At 45.1% G+C, this 19,874-nt stretch carries 19 protein-coding genes and 1 riboswitch; of the genes, 9 read left to right on the plus strand and 10 right to left on the minus strand.

Annotation, left to right across the window (positions count from 1 at the left end):
- Positions 1–57: 57 nt before the first annotated feature.
- Positions 58–1,401, minus strand: coding sequence for a glucoamylase family protein (locus LRR81_RS12985; RefSeq protein WP_231789801.1), 1,344 nt, complete (start codon positions 1,399–1,401; stop codon positions 58–60).
- Positions 1,402–1,622: 221 nt separating this feature from the next.
- Between LRR81_RS12985 and LRR81_RS12990 the strand changes: the two genes are divergently transcribed.
- From LRR81_RS12990 to LRR81_RS13000, 3 genes are read left to right on the plus strand one after another with little or no spacing between them, the layout of a single operon-like run.
- Positions 1,623–2,411, plus strand: a complete 789-nt coding sequence (locus LRR81_RS12990; protein WP_231789802.1) for a transporter substrate-binding domain-containing protein — start codon at positions 1,623–1,625, stop codon at positions 2,409–2,411.
- A gap of 21 nt (positions 2,412–2,432) precedes the next feature.
- Positions 2,433–3,098, plus strand: coding sequence for an amino acid ABC transporter permease (locus LRR81_RS12995; protein ID WP_231789803.1), 666 nt, complete (start codon positions 2,433–2,435; stop codon positions 3,096–3,098).
- 12 nt (positions 3,099–3,110) lie between these two features.
- Positions 3,111–3,848, plus strand: coding sequence for an amino acid ABC transporter ATP-binding protein (locus tag LRR81_RS13000; protein WP_269448646.1), 738 nt, complete (start codon positions 3,111–3,113; stop codon positions 3,846–3,848).
- A gap of 276 nt (positions 3,849–4,124) precedes the next feature.
- On the opposite strand, the gene LRR81_RS13005 is transcribed toward LRR81_RS13000, so the two are convergent.
- A complete protein-coding gene (locus LRR81_RS13005; RefSeq protein WP_231789804.1) occupies positions 4,125–5,789 on the minus strand; it encodes an NTTRR-F1 domain in 1,665 nt (554 codons plus the stop codon).
- Positions 5,790–5,943: 154 nt separating this feature from the next.
- On the opposite strand from LRR81_RS13005, the gene LRR81_RS13010 reads away from it, so the two are divergent.
- The gene (locus LRR81_RS13010) at positions 5,944–6,708 is read left to right on the plus strand and encodes a DUF2161 domain-containing phosphodiesterase (RefSeq protein WP_231789805.1); all 765 of its coding nucleotides are present in this window, start codon (positions 5,944–5,946) and stop codon (positions 6,706–6,708) included.
- 22 nt (positions 6,709–6,730) lie between these two features.
- On the opposite strand, the gene LRR81_RS13015 is transcribed toward LRR81_RS13010, so the two are convergent.
- On the minus strand, positions 6,731–7,159 hold the full coding sequence (locus tag LRR81_RS13015) for a pyridoxamine 5'-phosphate oxidase family protein (protein ID WP_231789806.1): 429 nt from the start codon (positions 7,157–7,159) through the stop codon (positions 6,731–6,733).
- 326 nt (positions 7,160–7,485) lie between these two features.
- Here LRR81_RS13015 and LRR81_RS13020 point away from each other — a divergent pair, with 326 nt between their 5' ends.
- The gene (locus tag LRR81_RS13020; protein ID WP_231789807.1) at positions 7,486–8,901 is read left to right on the plus strand and encodes an amino acid permease; all 1,416 of its coding nucleotides are present in this window, start codon (positions 7,486–7,488) and stop codon (positions 8,899–8,901) included.
- 369 nt (positions 8,902–9,270) lie between these two features.
- Here LRR81_RS13020 and LRR81_RS13025 read toward each other — a convergent pair whose 3' ends face one another.
- The 5 genes from LRR81_RS13025 to LRR81_RS13045 form a co-directional block, all read right to left on the minus strand.
- Complete coding sequence (locus LRR81_RS13025) at positions 9,271–11,094, minus strand: APC family permease (RefSeq protein ID WP_231789808.1); 1,824 nt, start codon at positions 11,092–11,094, stop codon at positions 9,271–9,273.
- Between the two features lie 292 nt (positions 11,095–11,386).
- Positions 11,387–11,623: a hypothetical protein gene (locus LRR81_RS13030; protein WP_231789809.1), complete on the minus strand. Its 237-nt coding sequence runs from the start codon at positions 11,621–11,623 to the stop codon at positions 11,387–11,389.
- Positions 11,624–11,735: 112 nt separating this feature from the next.
- Positions 11,736–11,930 carry a FeoB-associated Cys-rich membrane protein gene (locus LRR81_RS13035; protein ID WP_231789810.1) on the minus strand — a complete coding sequence of 65 codons (195 nt, stop codon included), beginning with the start codon at positions 11,928–11,930 and terminating at the stop codon, positions 11,736–11,738.
- A gap of 24 nt (positions 11,931–11,954) precedes the next feature.
- On the minus strand, positions 11,955–13,934 hold the full coding sequence (gene feoB / locus LRR81_RS13040) for a ferrous iron transport protein B (protein WP_231789811.1): 1,980 nt from the start codon (positions 13,932–13,934) through the stop codon (positions 11,955–11,957).
- A complete protein-coding gene (locus LRR81_RS13045; RefSeq protein ID WP_231789812.1) occupies positions 13,931–14,155 on the minus strand; it encodes a FeoA family protein in 225 nt (74 codons plus the stop codon). Before LRR81_RS13045 ends, feoB begins: the two co-directional genes overlap by 4 nt.
- A 168-nt stretch (positions 14,156–14,323) precedes the next feature.
- Between LRR81_RS13045 and LRR81_RS13050 the strand changes: the two genes are divergently transcribed.
- From LRR81_RS13050 to LRR81_RS13065, 4 genes are all read left to right on the plus strand, one after another.
- Positions 14,324–14,677: a DUF3889 domain-containing protein gene (locus LRR81_RS13050; RefSeq protein WP_231789813.1), complete on the plus strand. Its 354-nt coding sequence runs from the start codon at positions 14,324–14,326 to the stop codon at positions 14,675–14,677.
- A gap of 146 nt (positions 14,678–14,823) precedes the next feature.
- Positions 14,824–14,924, plus strand: a riboswitch (SAM riboswitch).
- Positions 14,925–15,014: 90 nt separating this feature from the next.
- Complete coding sequence (locus LRR81_RS13055; RefSeq protein WP_231789814.1) at positions 15,015–16,334, plus strand: Na+/H+ antiporter NhaC family protein; 1,320 nt, start codon at positions 15,015–15,017, stop codon at positions 16,332–16,334.
- Between the two features lie 81 nt (positions 16,335–16,415).
- Positions 16,416–16,610: a hypothetical protein gene (locus tag LRR81_RS13060; protein ID WP_231789815.1), complete on the plus strand. Its 195-nt coding sequence runs from the start codon at positions 16,416–16,418 to the stop codon at positions 16,608–16,610.
- A 765-nt stretch (positions 16,611–17,375) separates the two neighbouring features.
- On the plus strand, positions 17,376–18,482 hold the full coding sequence (locus tag LRR81_RS13065) for an acyltransferase (protein ID WP_231789816.1): 1,107 nt from the start codon (positions 17,376–17,378) through the stop codon (positions 18,480–18,482).
- A gap of 66 nt (positions 18,483–18,548) precedes the next feature.
- Here LRR81_RS13065 and LRR81_RS13070 read toward each other — a convergent pair whose 3' ends face one another.
- Together LRR81_RS13070 and LRR81_RS13075 are read right to left on the minus strand one after the other, a co-directional pair.
- On the minus strand, positions 18,549–18,767 hold the full coding sequence (locus LRR81_RS13070) for a hypothetical protein (RefSeq protein WP_231789817.1): 219 nt from the start codon (positions 18,765–18,767) through the stop codon (positions 18,549–18,551).
- Positions 18,764–19,861 carry a GerAB/ArcD/ProY family transporter gene (locus LRR81_RS13075; protein WP_231789818.1) on the minus strand — a complete coding sequence of 366 codons (1,098 nt, stop codon included), beginning with the start codon at positions 19,859–19,861 and terminating at the stop codon, positions 18,764–18,766. Before LRR81_RS13075 ends, LRR81_RS13070 begins: the two co-directional genes overlap by 4 nt.
- Between the last annotated feature and the right edge of the window lie 13 nt (positions 19,862–19,874).

Below are 19,874 nucleotides of genomic sequence, written 5' to 3' on the forward strand. Positions count from 1 at the left end.
TTCAGCAGATGCTGAGCCAGCCTTTTTTCTTGCTTAGGGGGGATAAGTTTAACACTCTTACTGAATAGAAAACTCCTCTTTCTTCAGCAAATCTTCCGGATTTCGTCCGATGCTGTCATGATGGAACAAATTACGAATCACAGCACGGTCCGTGTGGTTGGCTATGGAAACCATAATCATGCCCTGATCCAGTGCAAGGTAGGCTTTTGCAAGCTTGCCTGTTTTCACATTTACAGAATCATAGAATCCATATTTTCCGTATGTTTTCAGCTTAACGAGGGCTTTAATGTTTTCCATTGCTTCTTTCGGTGCATAATCCAGTGCAAGGAATGTGGCGTGAGGCGTAACCGTGCCGTCATCCTTATACCCTGATGTTCCAAGCGGTGTTGCGGCAAACTCGCTGTAGCCGTCAGGTGTCGCAGCCGGTGAGAAGCCCCATGCCGGATAGCCTTTTTCTTTGGCATACTGAATTTGAAGCTTTGCATATCGTTCATTATTTAATCCAAGCGCTTTTTTGCCAAGCTCTTTTTCTTTTAACACCATGCTTGGCATAAGAGCTTCAAACATGCTGCCGCCCCATGATGGCACAAACTTTGTTCCTTTATATGTGTAATGCCCTTCAAAAACTTTGACTCCATCATACACGGCTTCTTTTCCTTCAGGAATCTGACCCTGCCAGTCCCATTCAGGCGGCATTGTCCGGAACATTTTCCACCAATGCTCTTTCGGAACATCGCCTTTACCGATGGCAATATAGCTTGCAACCCTTGGCTCTGTATAAAACAATCCGTAATGGTGGTCTGTGTGCTTTCCTAATGCGACGTCATATCCTCCGAAAAATTGTCCTTCTTTCGGATCGTACAGTTTTGAGTAGTCCATATTTTTCACAAGGGCATCCGTATCCTTGTGAACCTCTTTATACGCCTGTCCTGCCACAATCAATCCAGCTGACAGCCAGCCATTGTCAACCTGTGAAATGAATTGGCCCCAGTCGGTTTTTAAAGAGCCGTCAATGTTGTACCAGTTGTAGAATAGTCCATTCCATTTTTTTAAGCCTTTTAGCGTGGTGAGGGTCGTTTCTATTCTAGTTACGGCTTCTTTTCTTGAAATAATGCCAAGACGCTGAGCTGAAACAGTGCTCATAAGATACATCGAAACATTTGTCGGGGACGTATGCTTAGCTTCGCTTACAGGCTGATCATTTTCCATCCGCACTTCATCATACGTGAGGCCTGTTTTCTTGTCGGTAAATTTTTCAAAATAGCCATACGTTTGCTTTGCGATCATTCGGAGAGCATGCTTATCTTTTCCGGGCGCTTCTCCATAAACAGAAGAAGAGAAAACAGTGGCAAAAACAAAACAGAGCAGCGGCAGCATGAGAAGAGATTTGCTAGGTTTCAAATTTTTTCACTCCTGAAAACGTTATTTGTCGAAACGTTTCTATTACTAGCATAGCAGGCTTATATGAAAGCGCAATCATTACAAAGCATGATCTTTTAAAAAGCAGTGAGGAGCAAAGTCCTAAATAACCAGGTTAATTATTTGAATATTGGGGTAATTAGTTTGTTAGTGGTTTACATAATGAGGAAAACGCTGTTAACAAAGGGAGGGAGAGACATTACATGAAGTCAGGAGGCAAATTTTTTCTGTCGCTTATTTTTCTGGTTGGCTTTCTCGGGGGATGCGCACAAAAAGACCGGCTTGCTGATGGGTCAGAGCTCATTAACAAAAAAGAATTCGTGTTTGCGGCATCAGGCGAGTTCAAGCCGTTCAGCTATGTAAATGATGATATGACAATGTCCGGCTTTGATGTAGAGGTAGGAAAAGCGATTGCGAAGGAACTCGGGTTAAAGCCTGTGCCAAAGCGGATCAAATTTAAAGGAATTGTCGAAGGGGTCAAAACGGGAAGGGCAGATGCAGCCGTAGCGAGCCACACGGTAACCCCCCTTCGCGCCAAGCAGGCGGATTTCTCCGTACCCTACTATTATTCCGGGCCGCAGATTTTCACAAGGCCTGACAGCAATATCAAAACAGTTGATGATTTAAAGGGGAAGGAAGTTGCGGCAGCAAAAGGCTCTACCTATGCCGAGATTGCGAAAAAGTACACAAGCAACGTGAAAATTTATGACAGTGATATCACAGCGCTTCAGGCATTAAGCCAAGGAAGGCACGATGCTGTTATTACAGACTTTGTGACAGGCAGAAGCTCCATTAAAGAGGGCTTTAAAGTAAAAGGCCAGCAGCTGATTGAAAGAAGTGCCCAGTCTGTTGTAGTGCCAAAAGATAATCCGCAGCTTTTAAAGCGGATCAATGAAGCAATCGAGAAGCTGAAGGCAGATGGCACGCTGCCAAGAATCAGCAAGAAATATTTTGGCGAAGACATTACTCATGAACCGAAAGAAGGAAAATAACTGGTAAAGGAGCTGGGGAGATTGCCTAGTTTTTCACACTTTTTTCAGACGCTCGCAGAAAGCAAAAACGTATTTTTCCAAGCGATGCTGCTGACGCTTGAGCTGACTGTTGTCTCTGTTTTAGTCGGAATTGTCATTGGACTCTTTTTTGCCTTTTTAAAGCTTTCAAAATTAAAGGTGCTTGGTTACATAGCAGATATTTATATTTATCTTGTCAGGGGAACGCCGCTGATTGTGCAGATTTTTATCCTGTATTTCGGGATCAGCGGAATTTTCCTTTTGCCTGACTTCTGGGCGGCATCGCTTGCTCTTGCGTTTCATAACGGCGCCTACATCGCTGAAATTTTCAGAGGAACCATTCAATCCATTGACAAAGGACAGATGGAGGCAGGAAGATCACTCGGGATGTCAAACGGTCTTACGATGCGCCGCATTATTTTGCCGCAGGCCTTCCGCAGAGCACTGCCGCCGCTCGGCAACCAATTTATCATCGGCCTGAAGGATTCATCTCTCGCAGCCTTCATCTCCATGAACGAGCTGTTTAATGTCGCCTCAACCATCGGCTCCAACAACTTTGATGAAATGAATTACCTGCTGATCGTTGCAGTTTATTATTTAATCCTTGTAGCCATTTTAACGCTGATTGTCAGAGCGATTGAAAACCGCATGGCGATCAGTGACCGATAGGGGGAATGAATCATGAGCGAAAGAGAAATGATCAGAGTGGAAAAGCTGAATAAATCCTTCGGCAAGCTGCACGTCCTGAAAGACATTGACTTGACCGTTAAGGAAAGTGATGTGGTGTGCCTTGTCGGTGCGAGCGGAAGCGGAAAAAGCACACTGCTCCGCTGCCTCAATTTTCTCGAAAAAAAAGACAACGGAAAAGTAATCATTGAAGGCAAAGAAGTAACAAAAGAAACACATAAGATTGATGAAGTAAGGCAGAAGGTCGGAATGGTGTTCCAGCACTTTCACCTCTTTCCGCACAAAACGGTGATTGAGAATATTATCGAAGCACCCACACAGGTGAAAAAGCTGTCAAAGGCAGATGCTGTCCGCGAAGCGAAAGAGCTCCTGAAAAAAGTAGGGCTCGAAGACAAAGCAGACGTGTATCCGAACAAGCTCTCAGGCGGTCAGAAGCAGCGGGTGGCGATTGCAAGAGCTCTTGCTATGCAGCCTGACATCATGCTGTTCGACGAACCAACATCAGCCCTTGACCCAGAGCTTGTCGGGGAAGTGCTGCAGACGATGAAGGAGCTCGCTGAAGAAGGGATGACCATGATCATCGTGACCCATGAAATGGGATTTGCCCGCGAAGTGGCCGACTATATCATCTACATGCACGAAGGGCGAATTGTAGAAACAGGCCATCCCGAAAGCTTTTTTGACAATCCAAAGGAAACAAGAACGAAGGAATTTTTGGATGCAATGATGTGAAAAAAGCCCCCAGGCGTTTTAGCTTGGGGGCTTTTTGCGGGGCCGGGCGGCTGCTGGTGAAAATGAGTGGCAGTTTGGTGAATATAACAGCCTTTTTGGTGAATATTCTCTTTAGTTTGGTGAATATATTGGCTGGTTCGGTAAATATGGGGCAGAGCCTGGATTGAAAAAGGTGTTATCCCTTTGCAAAAGTGAATTTTGCGGCAGTATGTGGAGGCAGATCTATTTGTTCGACGTAGAAAACATGCATGCTCTTCAAAAAAGGCTCCTGGTTCATTACGGATTTACCGTTATTCCTGTTGGAATACTTCCCACAGGAAACGTCGCAATCACGCTGTTTGTAGTTCCGTCAATGACGGATACATCGGTGGTTCCCTCGTTTGTGACATAAATGCGGTTTGTATTGGAATTAACAGCTGCTCCAGCTGGAGAGTTTCCTACAGGAACTGTTGCTATAACGGTATTTGTTGCACCGTTAATAACCGATACGTTGTTACTGTCAAAATTAGCGACATAGATGCGGTTTGTAGAAGGGTTTACTGCTGCTTGAGTAGGCGTGGTGCCTACAGGAACTGTTGCGATCACTGTGCTGGTTGCTCCGTCAATAACCGAAACATTTGAGGAAAAAGCATTTACCGCATAAATACGGTTTGTTGCAGGATTTACTTCTACTCCTAAAGGACCGGGTCCAACAGAAATGGTAGTTATCACACTATTGGTCAAACCATCAATAACCGAAATAGTACCACTGTTAAAATTAGCTGTATAGATACGGTTTGTTACAGCATTGACGGCTGAGTCAGAAGGGGCAGTGTTGGGGCCGATAGGAATTGTTGCAATTACCGTGTTGGTTGCTCCATTAATTACCGAAACATTGTTGCTGCTAGAATTTGGTACATATATTCTATTGGTTACTGTATTTACTGCTGTATCTCTTGGGTCAATGCCGACTGGAATTGTAGCGATCACAGCATTGAATATCCCAGCGATCACAGAAACATATTCACTGGCGGAATTCGCGACATAGATAAAATTTGTTGCAGGGTTTACATTTATACCAATTGGATTTCCTCCGACAGGAATGGTAGCGACAACAAGATTAGTGTTTCCGTTAATGACGGAAACACTGTCGCCCCCCTCATTAGCTACATAAATACGGGTTTCAGTAGGTCCAGTACTGCCGCTAGTTCCCGTTGCGCCCGTAGCTCCAGTAGCCCCAGTATTACCTGTAGCCCCCGTAGCTCCAGTAGCCCCAGTAGCCCCAGTAGCCCCAGTATTACCTGTAGCCCCAGTAGCCCCAGTAGCCCCAGTATTACCTGTAGCCCCTGTTGCGCCAGTGGCTCCAGTAGCTCCAGTAGCTCCAGTAGTTCCGGTGTTACCTGTAGCCCCCGTTGCGCCAGTAGGACCAGTAGCGCCAGTAGCGCCAGTAGCGCCAGAAGCTCCAGTAGCCCCAGTTGGTCCTGGCGTTCCGCCGCCCTGTGCATTTAATAAAGCCACATCATCCACTAACAGATCAGCTGAACCAGCAAGCGGGAGGGTGTTGATGAGGATAAAAGCCTGGGTGGCATTTGCCGGAGCCTGGCTGGTGGTTTTATATATTTCGAGCCAAATAAGCTCTAAAGTGATCCGGCCGGATAGTACGTTTGTGAAAAGCCCGGTTCCGAGAACGTTTGAGGAGCTGTCTAAGTAAACAACCTGAATTTGAACAGGCGGAGAAGGAGCTGTCCCAATTTTGGTTAAAGAAACGAGAAATTCAAAGCTTTGGCTTGGCGGGATGGAAACAACCTGATTAATAAACGAAACAACATTTCCTCCCTGCAATCGTGCAGAAGATGTATCTGAGTGTGAAAACTGATTGGTGACGATGGCATTTTGTCCGACCCATGGAGGGAGACTGCCCGTTTCAAAGCTGCCATTTATAATAAAATTTTGAATGCTCAATATAAGTGAAATCCTCCTTTCTGGCTTTTTTAGTGATAGAAATCACTATATGTTATGAAAAAGTGTGATAGCCGCAACGGCATATGTGCCCCATCATTTTTCTCCCTGCAGCTCTTATAAAAAATGCTATACTATCACCAAGAAGGTGAACGAGATGAAGGAAAAGCGCTATGAGACAGACTTGTACGAGCCTGTCAGAAGGTATTTTATGAAGAAAGGCTTTGCCGTTAATGGGGAAGTGAATCATTGTGATGTCACAGCTTTGAAGGATGATGAGCTGGCAATTATAGAACTGAAGCTCCATTTAAATGTGGAACTGCTGACACAGGCGGTGGAGCGGCAGCGGATGACGGATTTGGTTTATATTGCGATTCCAAAACCAAAGATGCGTCTTCGGTCAAAAAAATGGCTTGCCATTTGCCATTTAATTAAGCGGCTTGAGCTCGGGCTGATTTTGGTTCAGTTCAGGGAGAATGGAACGGCGGCAGTGGAAGTGGCAATTTCTCCCGCGCGGTTTGATCGGAAGAAAAGCCTCCAAAGAGGGAAGGCGAAGCGGAAAAAATTGCTGCAGGAAATCAGCGGCCGGAATGGCGATTACAATGTCGGCGGCAGCAGCAAGACCAAAATTCTAACAGCCTACAAAGAAAACTGCATCCACATTGCCTGCCTTCTGAAAGAACACGGAACTCTTTCGCCGAAGCAGCTGAGAGAGCATGGCACAGGTGCTAAAACCCTGTCTATCCTCAATAAAAATTATTACGGCTGGTATGAAAAAGTGGCGAGGGGAAAATATACGCTTAGCCAAAAAGGAACAGAAGAGCTGGCCCATTTTCCGGAGCCTGCCGCTTTTTATGCAGGAAGTGCAGCAGAGGAGACGGAGAATTATTCGGAAAACAAAACAAAAACGGAGCTTCCATAAGAGGAGCTCCGTTTTGTGTTGTTTACTCTGCCATCTCAAGAGTCTGAGGTGACTCGCCATTTGCGTTCATATAAGTGATTTTTGAAGGTTTGATTTCAAGCACAATGTATTCAGGATCGTTCGGGCCTTCGAACCATGGCTTCATATGGTCATTCCACAGTTTATGCTTCAGCTCTTCATCATCCCGGATGGAGACTTTTCCTTCGATTTCAACATATTTGTCACCATAGCCTTCACCGTCATATCCGAGCAGAATATGAACATACGGATTGGACTCAACTTCATCCGCTTTGTGCGTTTCTTTGTTGGTCGGTGTGTAAAGGGTCAGGCTTTCGTTAAAAAAGGTCATGTAGCGGGAATGCGGCTTATTGTTTTTGACTGTAGCCAGCGTCCCGATTTTATTTTTTTCAATGATGCCAAGAATGCTATCTCTTAACTCCTGTTGATTCATGCTAACAGCTCCTTTAGAAAAATGGATACTGTTAATGTTCCTTTTCAGAGCAATTCTTAAACCAAAAGCAGCCGGTTTGCGTTTTAGGATAGTATTTTGAAGATTAAATAATATATTCCAATATTTTCAAAAGTTGCATTAGTACGGCAGAGGGTCAAAACATCCACAAGATGACAGGAATTGTAAGGACGTTCCTCCGTTTGAAATAAGTTATTGCAGAAATTTTCAGAAAATGATTGCTTTTTGTCTCAATAAAGATTAAATTATTCCTAGAAAGTATAGTTAGAGATTTCAGAATATTATGCAAAAGCGGGTGAGGGATGTTTATGGATTTGTTCAGAAAGAGATCGATTGCTTCATTAATTAAAGAAACCGGTCAGAAAAATGTCACACTGAAAAAAGAACTTGGTGCCTTTGACCTGACCATGCTTGGAATAGGAGCCATTATTGGAACGGGGATCTTCGTTCTGACAGGTGTTGCGGCCGCTGAGCATGCCGGTCCTGCTCTTATTATTTCATTTGTCATGTCGGCTTTTGCCTGTGTATTTGCTGCACTGTGCTATGCCGAGTTCGCTTCAACAGTCCCTGTATCAGGGAGTGCCTACACATACAGCTACGCAACGTTCGGCGAGCTGATCGCATGGATACTCGGATGGGATTTGATACTGGAATATGGGCTTGCCTCATCAGCGGTTGCTGTTGGGTGGTCCGGCTATTTCCAGGGCTTTCTTGAAGGCTTTGGGGTGCATCTTCCAAAAGCCATCACAGGTGCCTTCAATCCTGCTGAAGGAACATATGTTAACATTCCGGCAATTTTTGCTGTCTTCCTGATCACGCTTTTGATCACACAGGGTGCGAAAAAATCGGCCCGCTTCAATGCCATCATGGTTATCATTAAATTAGCAGTTGTTGTGCTATTTATAGCAGTCGGCGTTTGGTACGTAAAGCCGGAAAACTGGACGCCGTTTATGCCGATGGGCTTCCAGGGTGTAGCGGTAGGAGCCGCAACCGTCTTCTTTGCCTACATCGGATTTGATGCTGTTTCATCTGCTGCAGAGGAAGTAAAAAATCCTCAGCGCAACATGCCGATCGGCATCATTACCTCGCTTCTGATTTGTACTGTGCTTTATATCGTTGTTTCAGGCATACTGACAGGCATTGTGCCTTATCAAGAGCTGAATGTAGACAACCCTGTGGCATTTGCTTTGATGTATATCCACAAGGACTGGGTGGCTGGATTGATTTCGCTCGGTGCCATTGCAGGGATGACAACAGTGCTTCTCGTCATGATGTACGGCCAGACGCGCTTGTTCTATGCGATCAGCCGTGATGGACTGCTGCCGAAAAGAATGTCCACAGTCAGCGCCAAGAAGAACACGCCAGTTTTCTCTTCATGGGTGACATTTGTGGCCGTATCCATTTTCGCAGGGCTTGTGCCGCTTGGCCGCCTTGCTGAGCTGACCAATATTGGCACGCTGTTCGCCTTTATGACCGTATCTATCGGGATTCTGTATCTCCGCAAGAATAAATTGAGCGCAGCCTCTGCCTTTAAAGTGCCGTTTGTACCGGCAGTGCCGATTCTCGCATTCCTGCTGTGCGGCTACTTAATTATTCAGCTTCCGGCTATTACATGGCAGTTTTTCTTAATCTGGCTCGTAGTCGGCCTTGTCGTTTACTTCGTTTACGGAAGAAGACACAGCACCCTGAATGGGCAAGAACCGCCGGCGAAAAAGATTGTATAAGGAAGATTCAGGCTGCTGCAGGGAACTGCGGCAGCCTGTTTTTATGGGGGAAGACGAACCGCACATATGCTTTAAAACCCGCATGGATTTTTATAGAGCCGCATAAAAAGAGCCTGAGCTGCATGTGAAAAACAGAAGCTGCATATAAAATTTAAAAAGCCGCATATAAAATTCCAAAACCTGAAAATAAAAATTTAAAAGCCGCATATAAAACTTCGAAACCCGCACATAAACAGCTTTTTTCGGTTCTTAAAGGGCATCAAAATGAGAACTTAGAGACATTTTTCAACGATTTGGGACCATATCCCCCTAATTTTTGCTCTAACACATGAAAAAACGCGCCGGATTCACTCAATCCGGCGCGTTTCATTATTTGGTAAAACGGTACGGAACCGTTGTTACGATGATATTTTTCCGATAAAGAAGATAGGTTCTAAGCACAAGGCTTGATTGGTTATGAAGAATGTAGTGCCAGCTTTGCTTTGTAATGAACTGCGGAATCAGAACTGTTACTTCATAATTGTAGTCATGAGCTTTTTCATCAATTACGTCAACGATTCGGCCAATCGGACGAATTAAGCTTCGGTATTGAGAGACAAATGTAACGAGCCGGACGTTCGGCTGCCACTTTTTCCATTTCTCCTCAAACCTTTTTTCGCTTTCCCTGTCAAAGGCAACATAGACGGCAATAACCTGGTCACCGATGCTGTTGGCGTAGTTTAAAGAGTTTTCGACTACTTTCGTGATGCCGGCAACAGGCAAAATGATCACATTGCCTTCAATCGGCGGAATTTGTTCTTCAGGATTAATGCGCAGCTGCTGCCCGACATCATCGTAATGCCTGTGAATCCGCATAAAGATAAAAACGATGATCGGAAGGAAAATCAGTACATACCAGACTTGAGAAAACTTTGTTACAAAGAAAATAATCAGGACAGTCAGTGTAATAAGCGCCCCGAGCAGGTTAATGGATAACGGCAGCAGCCAGCCCTTTGGCTTTTCTCTGAGCCACTTGATGATCATCCCAGTCTGGGAGAGAGTAAATGGAATGAATACGCCTACCGCATAAAGCGGAATCAGCTGTTCCGTTCTTCCTCCTGAGGCAACGATCAAAATAATGGAGCCGATGCTGAGCGCCAAAATTCCGTTTGAGTACCCGAGTCTGTCCCCGCGAAGCAGGAACATGCGCGGCATGTATTTATCTGTTGCCAGGTTAACGGCAAGCAGCGGAAATGCCGAAAATCCGGTATTGGCAGCCAATACGAGAATCAAAGCCGTTGTCGCCTGAACGAAAAAGTACATAAAGTTTCGCCCGAAAGTCTGTGCAGCAATTTGCGAAACAACGGTTTCGTCTGCCTTTGGAGAGATGCCGTACCAGTAGGCAAGGAGTGTAATTCCTGTAAAAAGAACCGCCAGCAGCGCACCCATAATCACAAGTGTATTGGCCGCATTCTTCGGAGCAGGCTCCTTAAAGTTCGGGATCGCATTTGAAATGGCTTCAACTCCGGTAAGCGCCGAACAGCCTGATGCAAATGCCCTCAACAATAGAAACAGGCTGATACCAGGGACAGCTGCGCCGAGCGGAGCATGGGTTTCCGGCGGAACCTGGCCTGTCGCCACCCTGAAAATACCGAACAGGATTAAAACAACAAGGCCGAGAACAAACAAATAAACAGGATAAGCTAAGAATGTCGCTGATTCAGTTAATCCTCTCAGATTGAGAATTGTAATGACAATGACCATTATGACCGATATGATAATTCTGTGTTCATGCCATGCCGGAAATGCAGAAGTAATCGCTTCTGTACCGGCAGTTACACTTACCGCAACGGTCAAAATGTAATCCACCAGCAAACTGCCGCCGGCAATCAAGCCAGGCGTTACACCGAGATTGGTCTTTGATACAACGTAAGCCCCGCCGCCATGAGGGTAAGCATGAATGATTTGTCTATATGAAAGAATAAGAGCAGCCAGTAATACCAGGACAGCGACGGCGATCGGAACAGAATACCAGAAAGCGATGAAACCGATGGTGGCCAGAACAATCAGGATCTGTTCAGTCCCGTACGCCACAGATGACAGGGCATCTGAAGACAGCACAGCCAGCGCCTTCAGTTTATTCAGGCGCTGTTCGCCCAACTGGTTGGATTTTAAGGGCTTCCCGATAATTAATCTTTTTAATGTTGAATACAAAACTGCTCACCGCCATAGTAAAATACAGAATATTTATGTTTGTGCCTATACCCTAAGCGGTCTATTTTCAGACACACTGAGTATAAAATATCATCCCCAATAGCCAGGGGGCTAACCGCGAAGGACACATATTGAATTCAATGGAAACACAATAACTAATGTAACGCAATTTGATTTTTTTTCAAATAGGAAAATCCGAATTTTTTGTGACGTAATATGAAAAAAAGAATTGACAAAAAGCCTTGTTCCTAAAAAAGAAAAAAGGCCTCAATTGTACTGGTGCTATTCAGGATTAAATAAACAAATCTGCAGCTGCTCCTGCCAGCAGGAAAATCCCTAAAATGGCGATCATTTTGCTCTGTTTTTTTTTTCTCCTGTTATCACGCAAGCCGCTGAACACCATGCTGGCCCCGAGAAGAGCGAGTGCAGCTGTAATATAGACATGGCGATCCAATACTATTGCGGCTGCCACCAACAGTAAACCTGCAGCAGCTAGTCCAATGCGCAGAGCTTTTTCCCAAATTGCCATACCTTTCTCCCTTTCCGAAACCATGAAATTACGGACAATTATACCTTACTAATGAGAAATCTGTAAATTAAAGGTAAAAAAACAGCCTGCTGAATTGCAGGCTGTCTTTGATCTATAGTGCATCAGGTTTCGTAAACGACCGGCTGTCTTCCGGCTTGAACTCCTGTACTGTGCAAACTTGTTTGCTGCAGGCTTTGTTGAGTTCACAGGACGCGCATTTTCCCATTTTGCTTTTTTGAATATGCTTGAAAATCGTATATCCGGCATAGCCGAAAATTAAAACGCCGATCAAAATGCTGACGAGCATGTTTTCTACCACCTTTTCTATAGGTTAGGCGAGCCCCATCACTCTTCCAATCTGGAAGATCAACAGAGACAATCCATAAGCAACAGCGAGAGGGTAGACGATGGAAAAAGCCGTCCATTTCACAGAGCCCGTTTCCCTTTTGATCACAGCGACTGTTGCAAGACATGGGATGTACAAAAGAACGAACACCATAAAGCTGTAGGCAGAAAGCGGTGTATAAAAGGACTGCAGCGACTGTCCGAGCTCGCTTTCAGAAACCGCATAAATAATGGACATCGTTGCCACAATGACTTCTTTGGCAAGAAAGCCTGTGATCAGAGAGGCTCCAGCCTGCCAGGTTCCAAAGCCGATTGGAGCGAAAATCGGGATCAACAGGCCGCCGATCAATGCCATAAAGCTATGGTCCATCGAGACATTCAATCCGCCCGGGCCTGCATATGTGAGGAGCCAGATGGCAACAGAGCCACCAAATACAAAGGTTCCGGCTTTTCTTGCAAATCCTTTTCCTTTATCCCATGTGGAGCGGAACAGGGTTTTTCCCTGCGGCATCCGGTAGGGCGGGAGTTCGATCACGAAGAAGGAACGCTCTTCCTTCAGCATCGTCATTGATAACAGCTTTGTAATGAGCAGGGCCAGCACAATGCCGAGCAAATAAAGCGAAAGAACAATCAGCGCCTGATGCTGGGCAAAAAATGCCCCTACAAACAAAGCGTAAACGGGAAGCCGTGCAGAGCAGCTCATAAAAGGCGTAACCAGAATGGTCAGCAGCCGCTCTTTGGACTGTTCAATCGTTCTTGCCGCCATGATGCCTGGAACGTTGCAGCCAAAGCCGATAATCATTGGGATAAAAGCTTTGCCGTTCAATCCGAAGGCTTCCATAAATTTATCCATGACAACAGCAATCCTTGCCATATACCCTGAATCCTCTAAAAGAGAGATAAAGAAGAAAAGCACAAAGATCTGCGGAAGGAAAACAAGAACGCCGCCGACTCCGGCGATAATGCCGTCTGTTACAAGCGCCTGAATGAATTCAGAAGCGCCTGCAGCCTGAAGGCCTGCAATCGCCCATTCCTTTAAAGAACCGTTAAAAAATCCGTCCAGAAGATCGGACAGCGGTGTCCCGACCCAGGCAAAGGTGAGCTGAAACACAAGATACATGATGCCGATAAAAATCGGAATGCCGAGGAAGCGGTGGGTCACAATTTTATCCACAGTATCCGAAAGCGCGGTTTTCCCTTCTTTACTGTATGTAACAGCCTTTTCCAGAAGCCCCTGAATCAGCTCCTGGCGCTTAAGATAAAAATGAGTTTCAATCGGTTCCTCTAAGGAGCTTGAAAGACTATCTCTAGTGTCGGACATGCTGGCGTAAGAGATGTGCCCTTTGAGACCGCGCTCCATTTCGGGATTGCCGATCAAAAATTGAATTGCCTTCCATCTTGCATGCTCTTCGCCTTCAAGGATCTCCGTCAGCTTAGCAAGAGCAGCCTCTGCCTCATTACCATAGCTGATCGAGAAGGATGGCTGCTTTTTCGGACTTCCAAGAGAAGCAACCAGCTCCTTGCAGCCTTTTTCGCTTCTCGCGATAACAGGGACAATGTCTGCGCCGAGCTGCTCGCCAAGAAGTTCATGATTGATCTGCACACCCCGCTGCTTCGCGACATCGATCATATTTAATCCGATAATGACCGGCTTCCCGTACTCCAGCATCTGCAGGGTTAAATGAAGGTTCTGAGCAAGCTGTGAGGCATCCACAACATTCAAAAAGCCGTCAAATTCCTCTGAAAGCAAGTATTTGGAGACAACCGCTTCATCGTTCGAGAGGGGATTCAGGCTGTAAACTCCGGGTAAATCTACAATTTGCCCGGCATTCTGCTTCAAACGGCCGACTTTTTTATCAACGGTAACACCGCTCCAGTTGCCAACATACTCGTAGGACCCGGTTAAGGCGTTAAAGAGTGTGGTTTTCCCGGTATTCGGGTTTCCTAGCAGTGCGATCGTATTCATTGCTCTACTCCGATTTGAACCGCATCAAGCTTTCTAAGACCGATGCATTTTCCATTGCATTCAATGATACATGGACCTCCGAAAGCCGATTTTTGCTTCAGGCAGACATTGGACCCAATGTTAATTCCGAGTGAAACAAAGCGTTTATAAGAAAGCTCATCCGTTTTAGGAAGATATTTAATTATGGCGTTTTCGCCTTTTTGACAATTATATAAATTCATCGCGGCATCGTTCCTTTAATAATGAGAATCATTATCAATCTTTTCTCAAGTATAGCATGGGAAATGAGAAACGTACACGGCAATTTTAGTATTTTGCAAAAAATTAAGCACATGGAAGGAGCTTAAATAGGCAGACTAATAGTAAAAAGCAAAAGGGAGGAATAGGCCATGTTCATGTCCATGATGATCTGTTTGAATATGCTGTGCCAGCATCCGTCACCAGAGCCTGAGGCTGTGGTAAAGCATGTATCAGGAACAGTAAGACCGCCGGAATATGCCAAATGGTCAAGGATCGCTTTGAAAAAGACAGAAGAAAAATATCCGGATGCAGAAATCGTTGATTACCTTCATATAGGAAGAGAAAAGACAGGATACCGGACAGCGAAGGAAAAATTCAAGCTTTGGATGAGAGAAAAAGGCAAGGAATACGGGCTTTATGTTACCGTTGAATTTGATATTGAAACAGAGGGATTAAAGAACATCACATTTCAGAAAACAGACAGTGCGCATAATGGTAATTAATGTTAAATGAGTCTCTTAACCCTTGATACAGCGATGGTTTAAGGGGCTTTTTCTTTTTCTGCCATCATTATTGTTTGACATTTCACATACAACCCTTTATGGTGATAAAAGGCTGTTTTTAAAGCTGACTTGACAATTTTATGAGCTTCTTATCGAGAGAGACGGAGGGACTGGCCCAATGATGTCTCGGCTGCGGTGCGTCATGCGCTGTGCCAATTCCAGCAGGTGTATGCCTGATAGATGAGAAGAGCGTTTCTTTATTATGAATGTATGCGGAACCTCTTCTTTTCATCAGAAGAGGTTTTTTTATTTAAAAATGGAGAGGAGCTGTTTTGCTTTGACATCAAAGAAAGCAAGTCCATTGGCTCTTTTGCCATTGGCCGTATTTATTGGATTATTTTTACTATCAGGCATTATTACAGGGGATTTTTACAAGATGCCGATCGTAGTGGCGACTATGGCGGGGGCGGCAGCTGCGCTTATCATGAACCGGAAAGAATCGTTCACAGCTAAAGTGGAGCGGTTTTCAAAAGGTGCAGGCCATCCGGATATTATGATCATGGTTCTCATCTATATTCTGGCCGGTGCTTTCTCAGAGGTTGCCAAAGGAATGGGGGCCGTTGATGCGACGGTGAATCTTGCTATGTCGATTATGCCGGGAAATCTCCTCGCAGTCGGCCTGTTCGTCATCGCGGCTTTTGTGTCGCTTTCCATGGGGACTTCAATGGGTGCCATTGCAGCAATTGGCCCGATCGCTGCAGGCATCAGCGGCCAAACGGAAATTCCGGCAGCCTTGTCAATCGCTGCCGTTATCGGCGGTGCGATGTTTGGGGACAACCTTTCATTTATATCGGATACAACCATTGCCGCTGTGCGTTCTCAGCAGACGGAAATGAAGGATAAATTTAAGACAAACTTCTTCATTGTCCTTCCGGCTGCGATTGCTGCAATCTTCATTATTTATGTCATGACAATGGGCATCACGACAAATGTTGATGCCGGCAGCTACAGCTGGATAAAAATAATTCCGTACCTTGCCGTGCTGATCACAGCATTGCTCGGTTTTAACGTAGTAGCTGTTATTTCAGGCGGAATTGTCTTTGCTGGCGTTATAGGACTTGCTGATGGAAGCTATACTCTGTCCACGTTGCTTCAGAAGATTCCAGCAGGGATTACGAACATGTTTGAGCTTGTGATTCTATCAATCCTTATTGGGGGCATGGTTGAGCTGATCCGCCATAACGGCGGCATTCAATGGATTATGGAAAGCATGTCCAAACGGATTAAATCAAAAAGAGGCGCGGAATTCGGGATTGCAGGGCTTGTGAGCACCACAAACCTTGCTGTTGCCAATAATACAATCTCCATAATTACAACAGGTCCGCTTGCTAGGAATATTTCAGAGCAATACAAGATTGACAGAAAGAAATCCGCAAGTATTCTTGATATCTTTTCATGTGCTGTACAAGGACTGATTCCATATGGCGCACAGATGCTGACAGCATCTCAGATGGCAAAGGTTTCGCCGCTCGCCATCTTGCCGTATACCGTTTACCCGATGCTGATTGCTGTTTGCGGAATCATTGCGATCATCACCAACTATCCAAGATTCTCTCCGGCAAAAGAAGACTACAAAGAAGCCCGAGAAATTGTTTAAAAGCCTCAGCCCCAGCGGCTGGGCTTTTTTTCTGAAGAACCTTCGGGTACAATCAATGAGACATTCGTAAAGGAGAAACTAATGAAAAAAATATACAAGTGGATGCTGTATCCCGCCATTTTGTTTTTTATCTATCATATCTCCATAATTGGAAAACCCATTGGACCAAGCGATCTAGCGGGAATCCTGGCGGGCTCTATCATATCGGGCGGTGTGATCGGATGGATTCTCTATTTAGTCTACGCCCTGACATATGGGAGGAAGAAAAAGAGCTGATTCCTATTGGATATCGGCTTTTTGTTTTTTATGTTCCCGAGTGGAGCAGGGAATTTCCCGAAACCGGCAGTTATATTCTCAACCCCAGCCCTTATTTTCCCGAACGGCCGGTTACAAAGAGCAGCCCCGTGAATCCAGGGAGTACATAGATTAGCTCTTATTCCAATCGCGTGCAAAATTGCTTTTTGCCGAGAGAAAATTGAAATTTGAGTCCGCGCCCCGCTCCATATTCCCGAATTCCGCCAGCATATTCCCGAATGGAAAGTGGAATTTTCCGAAACCGGCTGTTATATTCTCAAACCTGGCCCTTATTTTCCCGAACGGCCGGTTACAAAGAGCAGCCCCGTGGAATCCAGGGAGTACATAGCACAGCTCCTTTGCAAAATTGTATTTTGTCAAAAGAAAATTGAAATTTGTGCCTCCGCGCCGCTCCATCTTCCCAAATCAGCGCACTAATTTCCTTAACTGGCAAGAATAGCATTTCACAGTTAAAACCAGCGCCTAATCTCGATTTATTCCATTGTTCTCGCTTTCTTGGTAAATTACGACAGCATACGACTTTGTCCCTTATTTTCTTAAAATAGTGTCTCAGGGGACTATCTCCTTATGCTGAAAATGCAAGAGAAACAATGAATTTGCCCGCCATTGGTCCTCAATCGGCATTCGCGACTAATGGACAGTTTTGTGAAAATGCCCCCCTATTCCTTTCAATAGACTATAAAATAGGAACGGATTTAAAAATGCAAAGCAAAGGAGAGGGAAGATATGGCGGAGTCAGAAAACGGCCAGAAGAAAGCGTACTTATTCGAAATTCATTTTTTGCGGGCCTTGGCATGCTTGATGGTAGTAGGTGTTCATGTGTCTGCAACAAATGCTGCGATGAACGACGATTCCTACAATACGTTCACTTATTTCCTCAATCAAATTGGCCGGTTCGGTACACCAATTTTTGCTCTCATCAGCGGGTTTTTGCTCTTTTTGCCGCTGACACGGAAAAAGTTTAAACTCGGCTATTTCCTGAAATCTCGAATCTCTAAGATTCTGATCCCTTTTCTCCTTTGGAGCATCGTTTACCGCTATGTCCGGTTCATTTATGAAAAGTGGCAGTTTGGCGATCCAATGCAGGAAGCGATCACGATCATCAGCGGGAATGCTTTTTATCATCTTTATTTTGTAGCAATAGTTGTGCAATTTTATATCGTTTTTCCTCTTCTTCAAAAGCTGTTTAAAACCCAGTCGCTGATCATGGTGTTTGCCTTTATCTCTTTTATTATCAGCTATAAGCTATATGGCTTTCATCCGAATATTGAAGGGCCTCTTGGGGACTACCTTGGCGGAAAATCCTTTATGCCGATCTGGATTTTCTACTTTGCCTTCGGCGGATTCATGGCTTTTTATTGGAAAGGCATTACCGCTTTTGCTAAAAAACGAAAGTGGCTGATGCTCATCCTGTCACTCGCTATTTTTGCAGGCGCCATTGTAGAGTACAACGTGAAAGGCTATGTATCCAACCGCAGGATTTCCAACCTGGTCAATATCCCGCTTCTGTCTATTGGTGTTGTGGGCCTTTACCCATTCCTTGCTAAATGGAATGTGATTAAAAAGCCGCTTGTTGTCATTGGGCAGTATTCCATGGGCATCTATCTGGTCCATCCGCTGATCCTTTATTTAATGGCGAGGCACCTGCCGCAGGAATATTGGAATATGAATTATGCAGCAATCATGTTCGCAGCAGTGCTCCTCATTGCCGCAGCAGGAATCCGCATCATTCAATTCATTCCGTTTTCAAGCTATTTCATTCCTGTGCCGAAAATTACTTCTTCCAAAAAGCAGCCAAATCCGGCGGCTGCAGCAGAAAGACAGCCGGCATAAGAGAAAGGCGTCCTGTATTGTCAGGGCGCCTTTTTTTACACGATTAAAACCAGACACCAGCCTCTCCTATTTATGCTTTTTCATCCGATACAAATAAAACACACCGAGCCCGAATACGAGCGAAAGGGACACGTAATCCTCTGACTGTCTCATGGTGAGCCGGTCCAGAAAAGATTCCTCAAGCTCCCGAGAGGTTGAGCCCTCGAAGTAATCCAGCCCGATGACAAGTAATATCACTAGAACAATCACCAAAAATGGATAGATCCATTTTTTTACCCGCTTCATATTTTCACCTTGTTTCTTTTCCTTCTGATAAAAAGGACAGTGAATAGCAAGGCGGGGATAATTGCCTGAAAAGGGAGGTGGATGAAAAGCGGCAGAACAATCAGCCCTTCTTTGATGTGAGCGAAATAGTTGGGTGCAATGGCAATAGAAATATACATGGTCACAAGGCCAAATAAAACCGTTACCGGGGCAGGGGAGTCGAACTTGGACAGCTGAAGCGTGCCATGTACAGCAGCCAGGAAAAAAACAGCGATCTTCGCAAATCCGACGATGACCATAATGACAACAATAAAAATATCCAGTCTCTGGATGAAATCAGAAATGTTAATGGAGGAGACGGAGTTCATCATTGGAAAGGCCGATCGCCATACTGACTGCGGTCCAAGCACCATGACATGAATAGCCGCAAGCAAACTTAAAATTACTGTGACCAAAAGGGTTGAAGTCAGAATCACTTTAAGCAGCTTGTCTTTCTTTTTTAAATGGGGGAAGAACAGCGTAAACACAACCATTTCACCGTAAGGAAAGGTAATGATTTGAGGGAAAACCGTTTGAAGGACCGGTTTTATCCCGTGTCCAAGTACTGGCTTGATTAATTCAAACGATGCATTGCCGGAAAAAAAGTGAAGGAATGTAATGCAGACGACGGGAATAATGACAATCCAGAATAAGATCGGCGAAATGCTGGCAATGGATTCAATGCCTTTTAAGCTGAAATACATAATGGCCATCATCATGCATGAACTGATTAAAAGGAGCGACGTGGCGGAATAGGCAGAGATGGTCAGCAGCTCATCAAAGTCCCGCAGAACACGCGCGCTTAAATATAAAAAGTAAGCCAGATAACAAACGGAAAGGGATTTTCCCGCGTATTTCCCGAAACCGAGCTGCAGTAAATCCAGCATGTTGCTCTCCGGAAACGCTTTTCCTAAATGCCCGTATAAAAAAAGAAGAGGGAGCGCAGATACATATCCAATGATAATCGCTAGCCAGGCATCTTCATAGGCTCCTTTTCCCGGATCGAGAAGAGCGGCACTGCCAAGTTCAAACAGGGTGATAAGCGCAAATAGCATGCGTGGGCTTAGGGGCTGCATCTCATATTCCCTC

The sequence above is a fragment of the Metabacillus kandeliae genome, assembly GCF_021166585.1.
In the GTDB taxonomy this organism is placed as follows: domain Bacteria; phylum Bacillota; class Bacilli; order Bacillales; family Bacillaceae; genus Metabacillus_B; species Metabacillus_B kandeliae.